This is a genomic window from Lysinibacillus zambalensis, assembly GCF_040183165.1.
Classification (GTDB): domain Bacteria; phylum Bacillota; class Bacilli; order Bacillales_A; family Planococcaceae; genus Lysinibacillus; species Lysinibacillus zambalensis.
This window is the reverse complement of record NZ_JBEGDG010000010.1, coordinates 61,797-81,501: the sequence shown is the minus strand read 5'-3', so window position 1 is coordinate 81,501 and position 19,705 is coordinate 61,797. Positions and strand designations below refer to the sequence as shown.

At 36.1% G+C, this 19,705-nt stretch carries 20 protein-coding genes; 8 read left to right on the top strand and 12 right to left on the bottom strand.

What is annotated here, in order from left to right; all coding sequences use genetic code 11:
- Positions 1-34: 34 nt before the first annotated feature.
- The gene (locus tag ABNX05_RS14445) at positions 35-2,347 is read right to left on the bottom strand and encodes a YhgE/Pip family protein (protein WP_349660353.1); all 2,313 of its coding nucleotides are present in this window, start codon (positions 2,345-2,347) and stop codon (positions 35-37) included.
- A gap of 203 nt (positions 2,348-2,550) precedes the next feature.
- Between ABNX05_RS14445 and ABNX05_RS14440 the strand changes: the two genes are divergently transcribed.
- From ABNX05_RS14440 to ABNX05_RS14420, 5 genes are all read left to right on the top strand, one after another.
- Complete coding sequence (locus ABNX05_RS14440) at positions 2,551-3,030, top strand: thioredoxin family protein (protein WP_349660352.1); 480 nt, start codon at positions 2,551-2,553, stop codon at positions 3,028-3,030.
- 204 nt (positions 3,031-3,234) lie between these two features.
- On the top strand, positions 3,235-3,936 hold the full coding sequence (locus tag ABNX05_RS14435; protein WP_349660351.1) for an O-linked GlcNAc transferase: 702 nt from the start codon (positions 3,235-3,237) through the stop codon (positions 3,934-3,936).
- Between the two features lie 296 nt (positions 3,937-4,232).
- Positions 4,233-6,437 (top strand): bifunctional diguanylate cyclase/phosphodiesterase, encoded by a 2,205-nt coding sequence (locus tag ABNX05_RS14430; RefSeq protein WP_349660350.1) that lies wholly within the window; start codon positions 4,233-4,235, stop codon positions 6,435-6,437.
- An 81-nt stretch (positions 6,438-6,518) separates the two neighbouring features.
- On the top strand, positions 6,519-7,073 hold the full coding sequence (locus ABNX05_RS14425) for a hypothetical protein (RefSeq protein ID WP_349660349.1): 555 nt from the start codon (positions 6,519-6,521) through the stop codon (positions 7,071-7,073).
- A 236-nt stretch (positions 7,074-7,309) separates the two neighbouring features.
- Positions 7,310-7,963 carry an alpha/beta hydrolase gene (locus ABNX05_RS14420; RefSeq protein WP_349660469.1) on the top strand — a complete coding sequence of 218 codons (654 nt, stop codon included), beginning with the start codon at positions 7,310-7,312 and terminating at the stop codon, positions 7,961-7,963.
- Positions 7,964-8,393: 430 nt separating this feature from the next.
- On the opposite strand, the gene proC is transcribed toward ABNX05_RS14420, so the two are convergent.
- Positions 8,394-9,194 carry a pyrroline-5-carboxylate reductase gene (gene proC, locus ABNX05_RS14415; RefSeq protein WP_349660348.1) on the bottom strand — a complete coding sequence of 267 codons (801 nt, stop codon included), beginning with the start codon at positions 9,192-9,194 and terminating at the stop codon, positions 8,394-8,396.
- Positions 9,195-9,435: 241 nt separating this feature from the next.
- Between proC and ABNX05_RS14410 the strand changes: the two genes are divergently transcribed.
- Positions 9,436-9,621 carry a hypothetical protein gene (locus ABNX05_RS14410; RefSeq protein ID WP_349660347.1) on the top strand — a complete coding sequence of 62 codons (186 nt, stop codon included), beginning with the start codon at positions 9,436-9,438 and terminating at the stop codon, positions 9,619-9,621.
- A 229-nt stretch (positions 9,622-9,850) separates the two neighbouring features.
- Positions 9,851-10,801: a heme o synthase gene (gene cyoE, locus ABNX05_RS14405; protein ID WP_349660346.1), complete on the top strand. Its 951-nt coding sequence runs from the start codon at positions 9,851-9,853 to the stop codon at positions 10,799-10,801.
- A gap of 34 nt (positions 10,802-10,835) precedes the next feature.
- Here cyoE and ABNX05_RS14400 read toward each other — a convergent pair whose 3' ends face one another.
- The 6 genes from ABNX05_RS14400 to ABNX05_RS14375 form a co-directional block, all read right to left on the bottom strand.
- Entirely contained in the window at positions 10,836-11,564 is a 729-nt protein-coding gene (locus tag ABNX05_RS14400; protein WP_349660345.1) for a metallophosphoesterase, read from the bottom strand.
- A 456-nt stretch (positions 11,565-12,020) separates the two neighbouring features.
- Entirely contained in the window at positions 12,021-12,470 is a 450-nt protein-coding gene (locus tag ABNX05_RS14395; RefSeq protein WP_349660344.1) for a helix-turn-helix transcriptional regulator, read from the bottom strand.
- A gap of 170 nt (positions 12,471-12,640) precedes the next feature.
- Entirely contained in the window at positions 12,641-13,045 is a 405-nt protein-coding gene (locus ABNX05_RS14390) for a hypothetical protein (RefSeq protein ID WP_349660343.1), read from the bottom strand.
- Positions 13,046-13,212: 167 nt separating this feature from the next.
- Positions 13,213-14,541, bottom strand: coding sequence for a hemolysin family protein (locus tag ABNX05_RS14385; protein WP_349660342.1), 1,329 nt, complete (start codon positions 14,539-14,541; stop codon positions 13,213-13,215).
- Between the two features lie 32 nt (positions 14,542-14,573).
- A complete protein-coding gene (locus tag ABNX05_RS14380; protein WP_349660468.1) occupies positions 14,574-14,957 on the bottom strand; it encodes a MerR family transcriptional regulator in 384 nt (127 codons plus the stop codon).
- A gap of 525 nt (positions 14,958-15,482) precedes the next feature.
- On the bottom strand, positions 15,483-15,977 hold the full coding sequence (locus tag ABNX05_RS14375; protein WP_349660467.1) for a hypothetical protein: 495 nt from the start codon (positions 15,975-15,977) through the stop codon (positions 15,483-15,485).
- 198 nt (positions 15,978-16,175) lie between these two features.
- Between ABNX05_RS14375 and ABNX05_RS14370 the strand changes: the two genes are divergently transcribed.
- Positions 16,176-16,304, top strand: a complete 129-nt coding sequence (locus ABNX05_RS14370) for a hypothetical protein (RefSeq protein WP_276207774.1) — start codon at positions 16,176-16,178, stop codon at positions 16,302-16,304.
- A 280-nt stretch (positions 16,305-16,584) separates the two neighbouring features.
- Here the strand turns inward: ABNX05_RS14370 and ABNX05_RS14365 are convergent, their stop codons facing one another.
- The 4 genes from ABNX05_RS14365 to ABNX05_RS14350 form a co-directional block, all read right to left on the bottom strand.
- Positions 16,585-17,157 (bottom strand): 5' nucleotidase, NT5C type, encoded by a 573-nt coding sequence (locus ABNX05_RS14365; protein ID WP_349660341.1) that lies wholly within the window; start codon positions 17,155-17,157, stop codon positions 16,585-16,587.
- Between the two features lie 12 nt (positions 17,158-17,169).
- A complete protein-coding gene (gene ispG / locus ABNX05_RS14360; RefSeq protein ID WP_349660340.1) occupies positions 17,170-18,285 on the bottom strand; it encodes a flavodoxin-dependent (E)-4-hydroxy-3-methylbut-2-enyl-diphosphate synthase in 1,116 nt (371 codons plus the stop codon).
- Positions 18,286-18,380: 95 nt separating this feature from the next.
- On the bottom strand, positions 18,381-18,725 hold the full coding sequence (locus ABNX05_RS14355) for a hypothetical protein (protein WP_349660339.1): 345 nt from the start codon (positions 18,723-18,725) through the stop codon (positions 18,381-18,383).
- Between the two features lie 52 nt (positions 18,726-18,777).
- Positions 18,778-19,296 (bottom strand): DUF1189 family protein, encoded by a 519-nt coding sequence (locus ABNX05_RS14350; RefSeq protein ID WP_349660338.1) that lies wholly within the window; start codon positions 19,294-19,296, stop codon positions 18,778-18,780.
- Positions 19,297-19,705 lie beyond the last annotated feature (409 nt).

Genomic DNA, 19,705 nt, shown 5'->3' with positions numbered 1-19,705 from the left:
TTCGTTGAAATATTTACAAGGAGGCAAGTGAAAATCAATGAAATATATCTGATCCGCGTGTTTTGTTCATGAAATGTTCCATTTTCTCACTCAGTAATTTTTTCAAGAAGAAACCAAATAGAATGAAAATGAGCCAGAAGAATGATAAAAAGGCTAGATCAACCCATACCTTTGACCAAATAATACCACCAACTGCCTCGCGCATCATTTCAATTGCATAAGTAAATGGAAGAAATGGATTTATAATTTGAAAAAATCCGGGTAGTAATTCTACTGGATATGTGCCACCAGAACCTGCAATTTGCAGTACTAACATGACAATGGCTAAAGCCTTTCCGACATTTCCGAATACGGATACTAGTGTATAGACAATCGTAACGAACACTAAGCTAATAAATAGCCCAAATGGAATAAAGAAGTAAGGGGCACTAATGGACCCGTTTAAAATAACAATATCTCCAATTGTAATAATGAGCGTTTGTATAAATGAAAAAGTTGCAAATGTTAATAAACGTCCAAAGTAAACTTGGCGAATACTGTAATGATCATTATTGTGAATATTGACAGATAGAAGAGAAATTAATAATAAACAACCAACCCAGATGGAAAGTACAGTGTAAAACGGTGTCATAGCTGTTCCATAATTAGCAATTGGAAACATTCTATGTTCCTGAAGCTTAATAGGCTCCTCAAAGAAATCTCGTTCTGCATTAACGTCGTTTTTCAATAATTGAACGATTTCTGAAATATCGGCTTCACTTTCTAAAGTTCTCAGCTTGTCTGCAAGGTCCTTAATTTTTGAACTTAAAGCAGGGAAATTCGTTTGTACTGTACCAAGCGTCTTATTAGCCGTGGCTAACATATTTTTAGCATTTGTTAAACGATCTGTTGCTTGAGGCAGAAAACTTTTTACATTCGTCAGCATTGTTGCTGCATTTGTTAATGTATTTTTGGCAGAAGCTAAAGTCGTATGAATTTGTGGCTCTAACTGATCGTTATAATGAGTAAGGAATTGCTGCAGATTGTTAGAAACATTTTGGGCGACGCTTTGCACATCAGCAAGGTCTTTTTTTATCGTTTCGACATCTATCGTATTTAACTGCTGTACTTTACTTGAGATGTCCGTTAGTAATGTATTCAGCTGATTTAAAGCGGTTAGAGTGCTAAAAGAATAATCAGTAAAACTAGGATTTGCCTGTAAATCTCCACGTATAGTTTCAAGTTGTTCAATTATTTTATTGTTAGTTAGTAAAGTCTTCACATCTTCAGAATTACTTTGCTGTAGTGTCGTCTGGATGTTTTGAACCTTGTTTTCAAGCTGTTTACGAGTCGAAGCGTCAGCTTGTGTTAATTTTTGAAGCGCTTCAATTGTTTGAATGCTAGTAGTTACTTTCTCACGTGATGCATCTAGCTGATTTTTAATTGTATCTTTTATTTGTGCAATGGTAGCTGAATCTACATTCGCATTTTGAAGCTTCCCTATTATATCTGTAAATCGTTGAGCAATATTTTGTACTGCTTCTAGATCTTTTTTGATGATAGGGGATAGCTCATTGAACAATGTATCAGCTTCATTGATCAAATTTAAACCTTGATGGATCGTGGTTAGACCATCATTCGTTAATTTCTCAACTTCGGGAACTTGGGTAATTGTGTGGTTTAGTAATGTCTCAGCTTCTTTTCCACCTTTAGCAGCTTGCGCTAAATATGTTTCGATATCTGGGAGATGTTGTTCGATTGTAAAAATATAATTTTCAAATTTTCTAAAGTCGGGAATTTCCCGTTCCATCTCAACACCGACCGTATTAAAAATAGAGAAAAGTGTTCCGCTGACAGTTGAAATAAACTCATTAGTTACTTGTTGCGTTAGGCCACTTGCACCTTTACTTGTGATTTTAGGAGCGATTGGATTGATTTTTTCATTTACATAATAATCGATATGCGCTTTTGTAGGCACATTTGACAGTATGGAGGTCAGCTTTTGTGAAAAATCATTAGGGACAACTATAACCGCAAAATAGTCCCCATTTTTTAAGTCATTTATAGCTTGTTCATGAGAAGTAAACTCCCAAGTAAAGTTTTGATTAGTACTTAAATTGTCTACTACCTCGTTACCAACATTAATATCTTCTCCTCTAACATTCGCGCCTGTGTCTTCGTTGACAACTGCAATTTTCATGTTGGCAGTATGGGCATAGGGATCCATAGAGGCGTAAATATTAAGCCACGCATAAAGAGAAGGTAAAAAAATGAGCCCACCAATAATGACAGCAACTACCCAGTTTGTTAATATATTATGGATATCACTTTTATAAATTTGAAAAATATTTCGGATAGTGTGTTTCATTTTATTTATCCACTCCACATTCGTATTGAGCATTATAGATGTTATATGTATGTTTCCAAATTTGGAGCGAAATATGTTTGAATTATGAAAAAAGTCATTTTGAAAGACTAATTAGTTTACTAGGATTTAAAAACCATTTATAATCAATCGCGAATACACTAAAAATAGGGTTTTTTAGTGTGGAAAGGGAGGAATACATTCTCGTGAAAAAACTACTAATTATTGGATCGGTAATTGTTTTGTTATTTGCAGCAATTATTGTGTTAACTAAAGTCTCGAACAATAGCAAATTAGCAGGCGCAGAGAAACTTTATGGCGACAAAGATCTAAAACAAGAAACAATTGATCAATTGGATGATAAAAATTACCAAAATATTATGTTACCAGACGAACTTGAAAAAAAATTAAAAGCTGGTGAAGATGTAAATGCTTATTTCTTCAGTCCGACATGTGTACACTGTAAAGCTTTTACACCAGTGCTAATGCCTATTGCTAAAAAGCTTGGTGTTGATATTGCTCAATTAAATGTTTGGGAATACGAAGATTTATGGAATAAATATCATATTAATGCGACACCAACTTTTATTCGCTTTGAGGGTGGTAAAGAGGTTAAACGTTTTGAAGGTGCATTACCAGAAGAAGATTTACGTACATTTCTAAATAAAGAAGTACTAAAAAAATAAGCAAAGCTGAGACTGTATCAAAAGTTATTTTTGATCAGTCTTTTTTATAGTGAAAGTGAAGCGGCAGTTACTGAAGTCTTCTACCTCTATTGTTGAAAGAAGGTAAAGCCTCCAACCGATTATGGAATCAATTATGTCGAGGCATAATTGATTTTGTAGTGTATACTAAATATACTGAAGAGTTGTACATTGGAGGAATAATGAATGACAATGGATGATTATTTTTATAATGGTGAACTAATGAAGTGCTATGAGGTAGCTAAGCAAGTTACTAGTGAAAATGAGAAAAAGTTGGCTCATAAATATATTAAATTATTAGAAGAGTATGATTTTGCGAGCTATCCAAAACCTACGCTGTCTGTGGAAACCCAACATGCAGAACGAGCAGATGAAAGCTATCCTGAATCGGATACCGTCGTCGAAATTCGTGCGATAGAAGATGAAGGAGAGTTTTCAAATCGTATTAAAGAACTAGAGGCTATAGCGACAACAGGCACTCCGAGTGGAAGAGCCAATTCATTTTTTACACAGGGTGAACTGTTTTTGTTTGCACATCATTACAACGAGAGTGTTCATTGTTTTAAACAAGCAGTAAAAGAAAACCCTAACAAGGCGGTATATTGGGGAATCACAGGTCAAACGATGCACCGCTTTGGATGGATGCCATTCGATGCACTTGGCTACTTAGAGCAAGCTATTAACTTAGATCCAAATAATGCGCGTTGGAAATGGAATAAAGCACTTGTTCTTATTCAATTAGCGAAGGATTTGCAGATGGCACCGTTTATGGCAAATGCTGCGATTACATTGGAGGAGTCACTAGCGGCTTGTGCCGAGCATCAGCGATCGTTGAAAGATGCTATCCAAAATACAATAGATAATATGGATAGTTATGTATTTTCATAGCAAATAGAGAAGATGTCTCAAAAGATGAGGCATCTTTTTTACTTTCATTCAGCACATGTTTTTGTAGCGATACTTTTCGAAAAAAGCCCAATTAGTAAAGATTAATAATCGGTGTAGGATGAAGAATCCTTTTTGCTTATTAAAGTTTCACTTTATTTTATGATTTAGTCCTGATTTTTTATTCTTCTTTTGGTTAAAAAGTTGATTATTCACAATAATTCTATAGTATAATTATCCTAAAACCCGTCAATGAAATAGTAGATGGAGGAAAATATTTAGAGCTTAAGAAGGGAGTTATGATGTGGAAATTTAATGAGGATTTTTCATTTGTGAAGCAGAGCATTCAATTTATCCTATTATCAATCATTTTATTAATCGTAATTGGTTTGGGTAGTGATAAATTTTATGGGATATTTGGAGAGAACAATTATGTAACGATTCATTTAATGATGGAAATGCTTATTACTGTAGTGACAATGTCTATTTCTATTCAGACATGGTTAATTACACCTTATATTTTATCGAATAGAGTCCTCTATGTTGGGGCATTATTTTTAACAATTAGCTTATTAGAAATGGCTCATGCACTTTCCTATAAAGGAATGCCATTTTTCATTACTGAAAGTACGCCGTATGCATCAACATGGTTTTACATGTTTTGTCGATTACTATTATCGATTGGTTTTCTCATTATATTATTTATAAAGGAGAAGGAAATAAAATCAATTTATCGTTGGTTTATTTATAGCTTGCCGTTTCTAATAATCACTGTTTGTTTTGTAGTCATCTATGCCCCGACACCTATATTGCCACCACTTTTGATAGAAAGTGAAGGTCCTACTGTTTTAAAAAATACTTTGCAATATATAGCTGTAGCGATACATCTAGTGATTATGGTCCTATTGCTTAAAAATTTTGAAAAATCTCCTAAAATCGTATTTTTATTATTTGGTAGTTCTATTTATTTAATAATGAGCGATTTTCTTTATACAATTTATCAAGATGTTTATGATATTAAAAACTTCATTGGACATATTTTTGAGTTAGGTGCTTCTTATCTTTTATTTAGAGCAATTTATTTTTCATCGATCGAAAAACCTTTTCAGCAGTTAATCGATACACAAAAGCATTTAGAAGAATCTCGTGAAAAAATGCATTTCATGGCTTACCATAATGAGATTACAAATTTGCCAAATAAGCGTTTTTTAATGGAAACTTTAAAAAAAGATTTATACATATCTAAATCACCAAAGGCAATACTTGCAATCGGTATAGAAAGAATTACTGCGATTAAAGCGTCTTTAGGTAGTACATATGCAGACCAAATGATAGGCTTAATCGCGCAAAGATTGAAAAATGTTTTACCGGAGAAGCATTTACTTTGCATGCTGAGAGAAGACTATTTCGTCGTGTATATTGATGAGGTGAGCAATACCCATCAATTGACGCAACTTAGTCAACAACTTCAAGTTGTCATGGAAGAATCATTCCAAATTCAACATTTTTCTTTAAATAGTCAATTAAATATTGGTATCGCTTTATTTCCAACAGATTCTTATAAAGAAGAGGAGCTTATTAGATTTGCACTTTATGCTATGCATGAAGCGCAGAAGATGCCAACGCGTATACGATTTTATGAGTCTTCGATCTCTGAAGAAACGACTGAACGTCTTATATTAGAAAATGATTTACATGATGCTTTAGCAAATCAAGAGCTTTTTTTAGAATATCAACCGCAGCTTGATTTACGTACGGGTCAAATTAAGTCGGTAGAGGCTTTAGTTAGATGGCAGCATCCAAAGAAGGGGTGGATTTCGCCGGGAGTCTTTATTCCAATTGCAGAGGAATCTGGATTAATTATTCCTATTGGACAATGGGTACTAGAAACAGCCTGTCAACAAGTAAAGAGATGGGAAGCTGCTGGATTGCCACCGATTAAAGTAGCGGTCAATCTGTCGTTAGGTCAACTTTTTCAGCAAAATTTAGTTGAAATAATTCATAATGTTCTTGAGAAAACACAATTAGAGCCCAAATATTTGCAACTCGAAATAACAGAAAGTATGACGATCAATATTGATCATATGACGACGATCTTACACAAATTGAAGGCACTTGGGGTTACAATCGCGGTAGATGATTTTGGGACAGGCTATTCATCATTATCTTATTTAAAGGATTTCCCTATAGATTGCTTAAAAATTGACAGGTCTTTCGTTCAGAAAATACAATCGAACACTACTGATAAAGCATTAGTTGACATGATTCTCTCTATGGCCAAGCATCTACAGTTAAAGGTAGTCGCAGAAGGAATAGAAGAGATAGAACAGCTATCATATCTAGTAGCAAGCCAGTGTGATACTATACAGGGCTTCTTATTTAGTAAACCTGTATCTCCAAGAACATTACAGGAGAACTACCAAACGCTTCACGATGATGCAAAGTATATTTTAGATTCAATTTCTGCGTCTAAAGTACAAGGTGAGCATACATTGCAGACTTAAACGTTAACCGTTTCTTTATATTCTACAATCATGGTATGATAGGGAGGAATTGATTTGTAGATATAAAGGACGGGTTTTTTGATGGCGCAAGAAACAGCAAATAAATTTATTGAAAATGTATGTAATCATTTAGTGCGCAACATGAATATTACAAAGGTTGAAGAGCACTTTAAAGCGGCAATAGAGATGCAGCGTAAATCAACACCATCTCAAGTTGATTTTTGGGATATGTTAATGATGAATATGCTGTATTTTACAGAAATTGAGCAAGTTTGGGAAAAAGAATTTTTGAAGATGCTCGAAAAGAAAGAGTGGTTAAAGACCACGGTACTTGAGGAAGAGCTATTGATGCATCAAATGCGTATTCGTCAGCAGGTCGCGGAACAAATGGATGCCGCAAAGGAATTGTTTCATAAGCAGTATGTGACAGAAAATATGACAGAGGAAGATATTGTTTACGATTATGCGTATAGCTCTGCAGGACATTCCATGCGTGTAGATTTACTAACAGTACTTGTCTCAACACCAGAGCAATCAAAAGTGCTATTTAACGCAGATCCACAAGAAACAATTCGCATAATTAACGGCTATATTGCTTATCACACTGATGGGATTATTAATAAAGTAAAACTTTAAAACGCAATCGTGACCATCATGTGCTTTTGTTGAGTTTTTGTACATAATAGCATCGTATCTCAAGCTGCTTACCGTATTCCTTAGGAAAGTGCCTGATCGGACAGACATCATTCTATCGTTATGGTGACGAGTCTATAGAAAAAGCTATTTATGATAACGGAGCAATCCTGTTTTTGTCTAGATATATTATGCAGTATAATAAGGTGACACTAAGTTCACCTGAAAGGAATTTTAAAATGAATACACCGTTTACATTTAAACATACACAACCAACGAATATGGACCCAAATAAAAAATATCCAGCGATTTTTTTATTACATGGAATGGGTAGTAATGAAGACGATTTACCACAATTAGTACAGGACTTTAAAGAGCAATGCCATGTATTTAGCTTACGTGGCCCTATTACGCAAAAAACTGGCTATGCTTTTTTCGCAATCCAGGAGGTTGGTAAACCAGACCGCGAAGTTTTCGATAAAGTTTTAGTGGCTCTACAACAATTTGTTCTAGAGGCTATTGCTGAATATCAAATTGATCCACACAAAGTGTACGTACTTGGATTCAGTCAAGGGGCAGTTTTGGCACAGTCACTTGCTTTTGCAATGGGGAATTTAATTACAGGAATAGTAGCATTAAGTGGCTACACGCCAAAATTCGTTACAGAGGAATATGCAATTCGCCCAGTCAATCATTTACATGCATTTATTTCTCACGGTGATTATGATTATGTCATCCCGTCACAATGGGGCGTAGAAAGTAAAGAAAAGTTTGAGCAATTTGGTGCTACTGTGACATTTAAACAATATCCAGATGGTCACGGTGTTACACCAGAAAATTTACGTGATCTAACTGCATTTTTAGCACAGGAATTACAAGATAATATTCAATGACAAATAAAACAGTCAAGGAAATCCTTTAAATGAGTTGATTTCCGTTCAAGGCCATTCTCTTTTGGGGTTATGTTGAGCCGTTCCTAAGCTTATGTTGTTGTTGCTGACGCTTCGCTTTCGCACAGAAAACAATTTGTTGCTGACGCTTCGCTTTTATGCAGACAAAACGATGATGTTAAAGTTTCGTTTTATATAAATTATAGTTACATGATAGTAAGTTCATGTTACGTGAAGTGGTTGATTGGAGTGGAGACTGAGCGACTCCTTGGGGATCAGCAATAGAGGAAAGGTAATCAACCTCTCGCTTTGCCGAAGAGCTATACTTTAATTAAAATTACCCTTAATTCCATTGATAGAATTATTTTTTCAACAAAATGAAAACCGAGACATTTAAAGATGTCTCGGTTTCGTTTTATTTTAGCAATCAATATTATTTTGATAAGCTTCGATCTTTGTTAGTCACGGCCGTTACTGCATCGTGAATCGTTGTTTCAAAATGATTGCTTTGTAATGAAGATACACCTTGGATAGTAGTCCCACCTGGAGAGCATACTTGATCTACAAGTGCCCAAGGGTGTTCTTGTGATTGTAAAATCATTTTTGCACTGCCGAGGACTGCATTTGCCGCAATATCAAGCGCCATGTCTTTTGGCATCCCTTCACGTACAGCAGCACGTGCTAAAGCGTCAATATACATATAGGTGAATGCTGGTGAAGCACCACCAATCGTTGTAAATATTGAAAATAAGTTTTCAGGCACCTCGATAATTGTACCAACTGTTTCAAATAGGGAATTGACAAGCTGAAGTTGCACATCTGATACTTGTTCACTCGCTGTAAAACAGCTTGTAGAGGCACCGATAAGCGCATTAATATTTGGCATTACACGAACAATAGGGGTAACTTCAGATAGGTAACCTTGTAAATATGTTATATTTTTACCAGCAGCGATGGAAACAATTACGTGGTTATCTTGTAAATGCTTTTTCACCTCTGGTAAAACATCTGGTAACATTTGGGGTTTGACACCAAGGATAATAACGTCACATTTTGACATAATATCTTCAATAGAGCTTGCGGCTTGAATACCGTAAGAGGTTGTTAATTTTGTTGTTTTTGCTTTGGTACGATTATAGCCATAAATAAAAGTAGGATCAAAATCACCGCTTTTACACATTCCTTTAATAATAGCTGTAGTCATATTTCCAAGGCCGATAAATCCGTATTTCACGTGTTAGACACTCCTTCATATTGTTAAAACATACACCTTAGTATAGAGTAGATTGTTTTACTTGAATAGTAATATGCTAAGAATCAAGTCAATTAGGTTCAAATTCATGTCAGTCGGTGGTATCATAGAAGATGCTGTGAATGAACGTATATCTCTATATGAAAATAAAAAGAGTAAAGAAAATCATGTACTTTATGTGAACATTGAGACAGACTTTATCTAGAAGAGGTAGAATAATATTTTGATATGTTTACTTTTTTCAGCACATATTTTTCGTAACGAAAGTGAAGCGGCAGTTACATGTGTTTTAGGTAACGAAAGTGAAACGGCAGTTACAAATGTTTTAGGTAACGAAAGTGAAACGGCAGTTACAAATGTTTTGGGTAACATAAGCAAAGCACCTGCTAAAAATCTACTACCGCTATAGGTGGTGAGATGAATGTGGTTTTAAGTTACTTTGTGAAGGGTGTCAAGGCATCCGCTGAATAGAGGAACTAAGGCTAAGACCTTCAGATCCTTTGAAAACGCCTAATTGACCTAACATCAATTGGCTTAAAGCCTATGAAGCAAATAGGCCGAGGTATAATTGTTTTAATAATTTGTCGCTTTCTAATGGTAAAGCGTGAGAAATTAAGAGAGAAAAGGAATTAAGATGAATGGAACAAAATCTAAAAACGGAGCCTAAACTACAGTCTTCCAAGAAGTCAATGGAGAAGTCCACACGCTCTACTATTTTAGCGCAGACAGTGAAAACGGGAATCATTAAATCCAATTTAATTCCTATGTGGGCTGGATTAACGCTAGGTATGTACAAAAATAAAATGACTTTTGTAGAAAATATACCTGAAATTATTTTCGCGACAATTGGCTCTGCACTTGTTATTGGTGCCGCTGGAGCATTTAATAATGTGTATGATCGCGACATCGATGCTGTAATGCCTCGTACGCAAAGTCGACCAACTGTAACAGGTGAAATGTCAGCTAAATCAGCGTTAATTTTAGCTTTTGCCATGCTCATTATCGGGGCATCTGTGTTGGCATTTGCTTCACCACTTGCTGCAGCATTTGGTCTCTTAGGGGTGTTTTTATATGTAGTACCTTATACAATGTGGACAAAACGACATACGATTTATAACACGGAAGTTGGGAGTATAGGAGGGGCGATTCCAGCGTACATTGGCTGGACGGCTGTTTCTTATGATATTACACATCCTGCGATACTTGGCCTATTTTTAGTTATGGTCATTTGGCAGATGCCACACTTCTATGCCATTGCTATTCGTAAGCATGCTGATTACGAAGCAGCCAACGTTCCAATGCTCCCAGTTGCAAAAGGGATGCGCCGTACTTATTATCAAACGAACTTTTATTTAATTTTATTGATCTTATCAAGCTTCTTATTTGGCACTTTAAGTGTTGGCATTATGCTTGTTGCACTATTGTTAAGCATTGCATGGCTTGTTATGAGTATTTACGGTTATCGCAGTAATAAAGATCAAACAAAGTGGGCAACAAAAATGTTTGTTTTCTCACTTATTCATATGACAATTTTATTTACAACAGTTATTGTCTACTCTTTAGTAGGTGTTATTTTTAAATTATATTAAAGCTTTCAATTAGCAGAAAAGCCAACAGGTTAATCTAACTTGTTGGCTTTTCTTTTTCCACCGAGAGTATTTGACGACTTGGCCATTCTAATGCATGTAACTGCCCCCCAAAAACAGCCCCACCATCAATGCCAATTATATTATTTTCTCCAAAGTAGACATTGTAATCTGTTGGATTTTGGTGAAGTTTATAGGTAGGTGTATGGCCAAAGATTACGGTTTTCCTCCCTTGATAACCTGCGTGAAATTCTTCACGTATCCATAAAAACTCCATAGGATCTGTATCTGCCATAGCTACACCAGGTACAACACCGCCATGTACAAAAATGGCATCCTCTAATTCGATGTAAATATCAAAGGTTTCGATAAGTTGTAAATGTTCTTCGAGCTTTGGTAAGGTTTGAATAAAGCTAGGTAATGTATCGTTTTCAATGGCTTCCTTAAAATCTTCTAATTGATAGCCATAGCTTGCAAGTGTTGCATCGCCACCGCAAAGTCCAACCCAATGATTCCATGGCTTAGGGTGACCAGAACGACAAGCTTTAAGCATGATGGCTTCATGATTTCCTAATAGAACACGTGCACCTTTTGTCTGTAATTCTGCCACTAAGTTTAAAACGCCACAAGATGCTGGTCCTCGGTCAATATAGTCGCCAAGTAAAAATAATCGATCTTGCAAAGTATCATAATTGGCTTTCAATAATAATTCCTCAAAAAGTTCTAATTCCCCATGTATATCACTAATTGCTAGTATTCGATCCATAAAAAAGCATCCTTTCCAGTATTAGAGAAGCTACTATAAAGTATAGAGAGTGATATTGTAAAATTCTACCAATGTAACTTTCAACCAAAAGATTGATTGTAAAGATATCACTTTAAACGATTGTTTTCTAGTTACCTTTTATCATATGACGAAGTGAATTCATTATCTTATTCATTCGTCTATCTTGATGGAAAATAGCTAGGGGAGAGTATTGGCTATAGTCGGTTCATTTTCTAGTGCTTTTATTTTGTATGAAAAGCGTGAGAGGTGAGGGGAGAGCTAGTAAAGAAAATAATCCAACAAATGCAAAAGGAACATACGAATGAAGAAAATGAGCGAATGGAGAAAGTTAGTAGCGCAAGTATAGTAGCAACTACACTTGTTCTTGCAAACTTTTTATACTCCTCGCGCATAACGTAGGAGTATTTGGTATGTATGCGCGAGTACAGTATTTAATTATTCTTGAAGATTTTCCCATGCTTGCTTAGCTATTGACTCGTCGAACGTTGAAAGTAGTCGATAGTTGTCTGTATTTAAAATTCGAAAATGCTGACTAATGACATTTTGTTGTAGGCAATAGCCATTATACTCGCTAAGATTTTTCCACCATATGTATCCTCCCATTGTTTTTTCCTTAGGTTGTAAGGTTCCGTTATTAGCGATTAAATCGACAACTTCAAGTGGATCTCCGCCAAGCTCATGCTGTAAAATCGTGCTATCTCGGCATAATGCACAAACCGCAATCGTTGTAGTCCAGCCAGTTTGAATACGGCCCTTTTCAATTTGAACAAGTGTTTTTTTAGAAAGTCCAAGGAAATCGCTCATCTGATCCTGTGTTAAATCTCTTTCGGTCCGGATTAATTTCAGTTTTTCTGAAATAAGTGTGATTAATTGTTCACGATTCAAATCCAAAACACCCTTTCTTTCAGATAGTTAATACTATTATACATGAAAGTAGTAAGAGATGTTTTGTTTCGCTGGTGACTGTGATAAAAATTAGCGTTACCTAATTAACAATTGAAACATAAAAAAACAGACTGTCCCATCATTGTTTCATTGGACAGCCTGTTAGGTGTTTAAATCTCGTATTTTTTCGTGTCAGAAATAACACGGAAATGGATACCTTTAATTTGAGCACTTACTTTATGACGAAGTGTATCAATATCTACTAACTCATCATTATCATTGACACATTCTGCAATCTCTTGTAATAGCTTCGTAAATGCCTCTTTAAAGAGTGTACGCATATTATCAAAATCTAGGCTACGGAAGTTTCCGTCAATATCAAATGCCTCCACAGAATTTAATTGCTTTGAAGCACCAGCAAAACGATCATCGTACACCGTGTAGTTTTCATCCGTTACTACGATAATATATAATACTTCACCTGTAATTGTTTTTAATTCAATATTCGTTTTGTGTTTTTTGACGTCGGTAATAATATGAATACCGTCCGAATGATATAGTTTAAACAATTTCATATGTAATGCCCCCTGAAAATAGAATCATATCCATATATTTATTATATATGGATATGCCTAATAATGGTATGAGACAAAAGTATTTGGAAAAACTAGAAAAGCCCTGTTGAATGTTAATTCTATAGCTAAATTTGTTATAAACTATTAATAAAATCGTATTATCCGTATTACGCTTCTAATACGGTAGGTAAAATATTGCGAAGGGGACGAACCTCGATGTAATGAATACGATGACCTTGCTGCTCATATATGCTAAATATATATGGGGTTAATTCAATGTTTTTAGTTGCTTTAATGCCGTTGTTCACTGTTAAAAACCAACCACCCAATGTTTCAACTTCTTCTGCTTCAAGCGTTACTTTTAATAGTTTTTCAACATCTTCAATAAGCATTTTTGCGTTTAATATATAGTGATTGTCATTTACTTTTCGGATTTCTGCAATTTCATCATCGTCGAACTCATCGCGAATCTCACCTACAATTTCTTCTAAAATATCCTCGACTGTTACAAGCCCAGATGTCCCGCCATATTCATCCATTAAAATGGCCATATGAATGCGCTCTTTTTGCATACGCACAAGTAACTCCTGAATAGGGATCGTTTCAATTACTCGTATAACAGGGTTAATGAAATCTTCAAGGATTAATGAATCGTCTGTAAGTTGCTCAAGCAAACCGTGTGTAAATAACTCCTTGGCATTGATGAATCCTAAAATATTATCACGATCACCATCATAAATAGGGTAACGAGTATATTTTTCAGCTGCGATGAAATGAATCATGTTTGTAAAAGATTCATTTTTTTCAATTCCAGCAATTTCTGTTCGAGGAACCATAATTTCACGAGCAATACGCTCATCAAATTCAAAGACATTATTCACAAATTTTAGCTCTGTTTTATTGATTTCACCATTTTTAAAGCTTTCAGATAGCAGTAATCGTATTTCTTCCTCTGTATGTGATAGCTCGTGCTCAGAAGCAGGCTTCATACCAAATATACCAACTAATACTCGTGCTGAGCCGTTCAAGAACCAAATAAAGGGATACATCATTTTATAAAATATCATAATAGGTTTGGCAAAAAGAAGTGTAATCGCTTCAGCCTTTTGAATGGCAGCAGTTTTTGGTGCCAACTCCCCGACAACAACATGTAAAAATGTTGCAATGGCAAAGGCACTACCGATTGTAAAAATCGTCATATATTTATCTGAAATACCAACCAAATCAAAAAGAGGATGTAATATAAATTCAAAGGTTTTTTCACCGACCATCCCGATACCAAGTGCTGTTACAGTTATACCAAGCTGACAGGCAGATAAGTACTCGTCTAAATGATTGACAACATACTTTGCAGAAATGGCTTTTTTATTGCCCTCTGCAATTAATTGATCAAGCCTTGAGGCACGTACTTTTACAATGGCAAACTCTGTTGCCACGAAAAACCCAGTTAAAGCTAATAAAATGGTGAAAATCGATAAGTTGAGTATGGTCTCCAAATAGTCGTTCTGTATGAACAGAACGTCACCTCCTAATTATGAATAAGTAAAAGTAAAGATTGCATGAGTGCAATACTTTCGGGGGAAACATTTTTTTTAATCTTTTCGATATCTTTATTGTCTTGTTTGTTTATTTGTTCAAGTAGAGTAGTTACATCCTGCTCTAAGTCCTGCATTTTTACACGTAGCATCTGTACATCGATTTCTTCGTAAGGAGTGATGTTTAGTTCATGTTGTATTTCTATGAGTGAAAGACCTTGCTGTTTGCGTTGTTCAATATAGTGAAGTCGTTCAATCATTGTAGGGGCATAGTAGCGATAATTGGATGCAGAACGTTCAGCCTTTAATAAGCCGATGTTTGTATAATAATCGATTGTTCTTTTTGTAATGCCAGTTTTTTCTGCAAGCTCGCCAATTTTTAATTTCTCTGTCCCAATATAAACACCTCCAAACCATCACGTGATACTTTATTATAACTTGCTCGTATCGTCGTTTTCAAATAGAAGAGCCTAATATTTCTAAATTGTAAGATTTCTTACCGGGAGGATTATTAATATCATGAACATAAAAAAACTTTTCTAACGACTAAATGTTAGAAAAGTTATATGTTCTTGAAAAACTAATAAGTTAATGAAATAGTCATGTTATACAAAATACGGCACTTCGGCAGTGCGAGGGTTGATTTCCGTTCCAGGCTACTCGCTTTATCGCTGCCGCTTCGCTTTCGCGAAGAGCAGAGCTTCCTGTGGGCGAGCGCCGAGCCGCTTCCTCCGCTTCGCTTCGTGGCGAAGCGGCAGCAACAAATGTTTTAACTGTGCGAAAGCGTAGCGGCAGCAACAAATGTTTTCTGTAGCGAAAGCGAAACGGCAGCAACAAAGCGCCCAGTCGGAACGGAAATCAACCCCGCGTTTTGCCGAAGAGACAAAATTATTTCTTAAAAGCTACGGAGTTTCTTTTTGTAAATATGTATCATATAGGTGTTGAAGTGCATCTTCACCAGCCATTTCTACAATTGTTTTGTCATTGAAAATAAGTGTTACATTTGTGCGAGCGCTATCAATTTTATCATTCTTAATAGTGCACGTAACCTTTACTACACCTGTTTCTGCTAGTTGTTTTTTCATTGCATCATCCCATGGTTGCTCAGAAAATAGTGGTGCCAACCATGTGCCTCTCACATGAAGCTCACTTTTTTCAGCGTCATAATCCCAGCGCACGTCACGTAAAATAGTTTTAAATAGGTCATTAACTGTAAAGGATGTATCTTTATAGTCAATGGCAATTGCTCGTATAGCATGTACATCACGACCAACTGCACTGGCTGCAGTTTCGGCTGCTGAATTGATGCCTGAAACCGCTTCTTTAACATCAGATAATCGATCACTACATCCATCTAGCAGCGCGCAAAGACATGTTATACAAGTTACCTTTGTCATCCATCTCACATGTAGTCCCTCCAGTATTGCAAGTTGATACTACTATAGTAACGAAAAGAAAACTATGAAAAAAGGGCATGAAAGCTGGAGATTGTGACGGTTTTGCAACGATGCAACCTCCACTAGAATGTGCGAGAAATTGGAAGTTTAGATATCTGAAAATTCGGTGAATAAATCAACGAAAGGGAGCGGTTTGTGATGAAGATTAATGATGAATTACTTGAGAGATTAGGAACTTATTTCGTGTATCATGCTGTTTATGAAAATTATGGCATTACCTTTGAAAATTTTGTAGAGCGTTGGTTACGGGGGATACTTGTGATATAAAAGAAGAAGAGTCGTGTTCAATGCAAGAACACGACCCTTTTAACTTATTTCAGAAGAAGTCTACCACTTCAATAGTGGTTGAGTTGAATGCGATTATTCGTTACTTTTCAAACATCCACTGAAAGAAGTTAAAGCCTCCGGCGGATGTCACGGAAATCTTAATATAGGATGTTAGCCCCTAAGATCATCGCATCCATGCGATAACGGCTAACTGACCTGCATAGTGCAGGCCTAAGCACAAAGCCGATTCCGGACGCAATTATGCCGAGGCATAATTGATTTATTTAAAATAGTTTGTGATGAATTGGTTGGCTTCTTGCCAATTATAAACGCGTACGACATTGTCCGGAACAGCAAGGCGGTTATATGGAGTGTCAAATAATACGACAGGTATTTTTAATTCCTCCGCAAGCATAACCGCATTATCATGCTTATCCTCAAAAAATGCCTCAACGCCATACTTTTTCGCTGCGGAAATCTTATCGTGACTGCCAATCAGCTCAATATGGTCGTATGGAATAGACTGTGATTTAAACCAATTTACCGTTACATCTGATACATTCTCACCACGAGCAGAAATGTAAAAAAGTTCGTAGTTTTCTTTCCATGTGTTTAAAATATCTTTTGCATCTTTAGCTGCTTCAGATACTTCGTACATAAACGGCTCATTTTCTTTAAACCATGTATTAAATGCTACACGATCAACGGGATGTGGAAATGCTGATAAAAAATCATATTCGCACACATCGTCAAGCGTAATGTTAACTTTATATTGTTTATTAATATGTGGGATTAGTGTACTTGGACATGTTACTGTTCCATCGATATCAATCCCAAAGCGGGGCTTTTTCATGCTAGCACCTCCTTAGGCGTTCGCTTTTTCTGCTTCTTCAGCTGCGCGTTTTTCTGCCATTTCAGCAGCTAGTTTATCGATTTCTTTTTTCAACTCTTCTACCATTGTTTCTTCAGGCACTTTACGAACTGTTTTACCCTTCATAAATAGTAAACCTTCGCCACGAGCACCAGCAATACCGATGTCGGCTTCACGTGCTTCACCAGGACCGTTTACCGCACAACCAAGCACAGCTACTTTTAACGGTACATTAAGTTTAGAAATATATTCTTCTACTTCATTGGCAATTGAAATTAAATCAATTTCGATACGACCACATGTTGGGCAAGAAATAAGGGTTGCCATATTAGAAGCAAGACCAAATGATTTTAATAGCTCACGTGCTACTTTTACTTCTTCAACAGGGTCTGCAGATAGTGAAATACGTAATGTATTACCAATACCTTTTGATAAAATTGCACCAAGGCCAGCCGCTGATTTTACTGTACCAGCAAATAATGTACCTGATTCAGTAATACCTAAGTGTAGAGGGTAATCAAAGGCTTTAGCTGCTTTTTCATAGGCTTCAATTGCTAGATTTACATCTGATGCCTTCATAGATACGATAATGTCGTGGAAGTCCAAGTCTTCCAAAATTTTAATATGGTGAAGTGCGGATTCTACCATACCGTCTGCAGTAGGGTAACCGTATTTTTCTAAAATATGACGCTCTAATGAACCAGCGTTTACCCCAATACGGATAGGAATACCTTTTGCTTTTGCCGCATTAACAACAGCCTCTACTTTTTCCTTACGCCCAATATTACCTGGGTTAATACGAACTTTATCGATACCATTTTCAATTGCTTTTAATGCTAATTTATAGTCAAAGTGAATATCAGCTACTAATGGAATATTGATACGTTTTTTAATATCTGCAATCGCATCAGCTGCACGCTCATCTGGTACTGCGACACGAACAATTTGACAACCAGCTTCCTCAAGACGAAGAATTTCAGCTACTGTTGCTTCGACATCATGTGTTTTTGTTGTACACATACTTTGAATGAATAATTCATTACTACCACCTATTGTTAAGTTACCGACACGTACGGGACGTGTATTTGTACGGTGACAAATTTCACTCATTAAATTTCTCTCCTTTTCGGGCCATACTTTCGACCGTCACTGACATTTATTTTAGCAGTGTAAGAAAATAAGGACAAGGAAGAAACGCTAACTTTTCATTTTCCGCATTTATTTTCAATTTCAAATGATAGCGGAAGCTTAATTTTTTCACCAGGAACAGGAGCCTGTAATTGTAAGTGTGGATTCAATTCATAAAAAAGCTGTAAACGTTCAGGAAAGGTCATGGGTACTTTTGCAGGATGTAGTGCAAATAAACTGTGAATGCTATCGCCTTGAATAGTCTGTACAGTGATATAATTTGGCTCTCGCTCCTTCTCACACAGGGCGTTTTCTGTTTTTTTCTGAGAAAAGGCAGCAAGTTGTAATGATCCTTCAGTTAAATCTACTTTTATAACAAAAGCAAAAATAATAATGATAGCGGTTAACACTAAAGCACGCAAAAAATCCCCTCCTTTTCTACACTATATTTAGCAGAGAGGGGAATCATGCACATTATTTTGTAATTGGTTGTTTTGGGTATTTTGTGATGGCTACGATAAGTAGAGTTACTGTTAAAAGTACAGAAAAAGCAGAGATAATCGTACTGTTGATTGGTAGATAATCTGATAGCATACTTAGTAGAGTTGCCCAAGTCATGGCAAATGTTGTCGTACGCCAAATGTGACGGTATTCTCCGCGACGCTTCATGACATTCAAAATCAGCAGACCCGCAAAGGCGTAGAGAGCAATTTGTGCAAAAATAAGCATCGTTGTAAAAACAAAAAGCATGATGATTGTCACGGGGTATAAAACCCATTTAACATCTTCTATGTATTCAGTTATTCCATTTAAACTATTCATATCAAATGTATCAACAGACATACCAGCCGTGAAACGACCAAAAGAGTATACTGTAACAACAGTAATTAACAGAAAAGTATATTGAATGACTTTCCCGATAGGTAATAAACGATAGGCAGCAAGTTTTTTTGGATGAATTAAGCTATCGATAAATAGTTGTGAGTGTTTCATAAACATATCTCCTCCAATCGCTATTTTACCATGTTCAACTTTGACAAGATATGAAAATAGAAATAATAACTGAGAGTACGATATTGAAATGGTTCATCACCGAAAGTTGTGGATGACTTTTGTTAAAACATATACTATGTAAATAAGTTGATCTTCGTTCTGACTGGGTGACTCCAGGAAGCTTTGCTCTGTGCGAAAGCGTAGCGACAGCAACAAATGTTTTAACTGTGCGAAAGCGAAGCGTCAGCGGCAAATGTTTTAACTGCGCGAAAGCGAAGCGTCAGCGGCAAATGTTTTAACTGCGCGAAAGCGAAGCGTCAGCGGCAAATGTTTTAACTATGCGAAAGCGAAGTGACAGCGGAAAGCGCCCAGTCGGAACGGAAATCAACCACACGTTTTGGTGATGATT

Excerpts from the sequence above, each read along its gene's own strand:
- ABNX05_RS14445 (WP_349660353.1), bottom strand. The coding sequence starts at position 2,347 with ATGAAACACACTATCCGAAATATTTTTCAAATTTATAAAAGTGATATC.
- ABNX05_RS14435 (WP_349660351.1), top strand. The coding sequence starts at position 3,235 with ATGACAATGGATGATTATTTTTATAATGGTGAACTAATGAAGTGCTAT.
- ABNX05_RS14430 (WP_349660350.1), top strand. The coding sequence starts at position 4,233 with ATGATGTGGAAATTTAATGAGGATTTTTCATTTGTGAAGCAGAGCATT.
- ABNX05_RS14425 (WP_349660349.1), top strand. The coding sequence starts at position 6,519 with ATGGCGCAAGAAACAGCAAATAAATTTATTGAAAATGTATGTAATCAT.
- ABNX05_RS14420 (WP_349660469.1), top strand. The coding sequence starts at position 7,310 with ATGAATACACCGTTTACATTTAAACATACACAACCAACGAATATGGAC.
- cyoE (WP_349660346.1), top strand. The coding sequence starts at position 9,851 with ATGGAACAAAATCTAAAAACGGAGCCTAAACTACAGTCTTCCAAGAAG.
- ABNX05_RS14400 (WP_349660345.1), bottom strand. The coding sequence starts at position 11,564 with ATGGATCGAATACTAGCAATTAGTGATATACATGGGGAATTAGAACTT.
- ABNX05_RS14390 (WP_349660343.1), bottom strand. The coding sequence starts at position 13,045 with ATGAAATTGTTTAAACTATATCATTCGGACGGTATTCATATTATTACC.
- ABNX05_RS14375 (WP_349660467.1), bottom strand. The coding sequence starts at position 15,977 with ATGACAAAGGTAACTTGTATAACATGTCTTTGCGCGCTGCTAGATGGA.
- ABNX05_RS14370 (WP_276207774.1), top strand. The coding sequence starts at position 16,176 with ATGAAGATTAATGATGAATTACTTGAGAGATTAGGAACTTATTTCGTG.
- ABNX05_RS14365 (WP_349660341.1), bottom strand. The coding sequence starts at position 17,157 with ATGAAAAAGCCCCGCTTTGGGATTGATATCGATGGAACAGTAACATGT.
- ispG (WP_349660340.1), bottom strand. The coding sequence starts at position 18,285 with ATGAGTGAAATTTGTCACCGTACAAATACACGTCCCGTACGTGTCGGT.
- ABNX05_RS14350 (WP_349660338.1), bottom strand. The coding sequence starts at position 19,296 with ATGAAACACTCACAACTATTTATCGATAGCTTAATTCATCCAAAAAAA.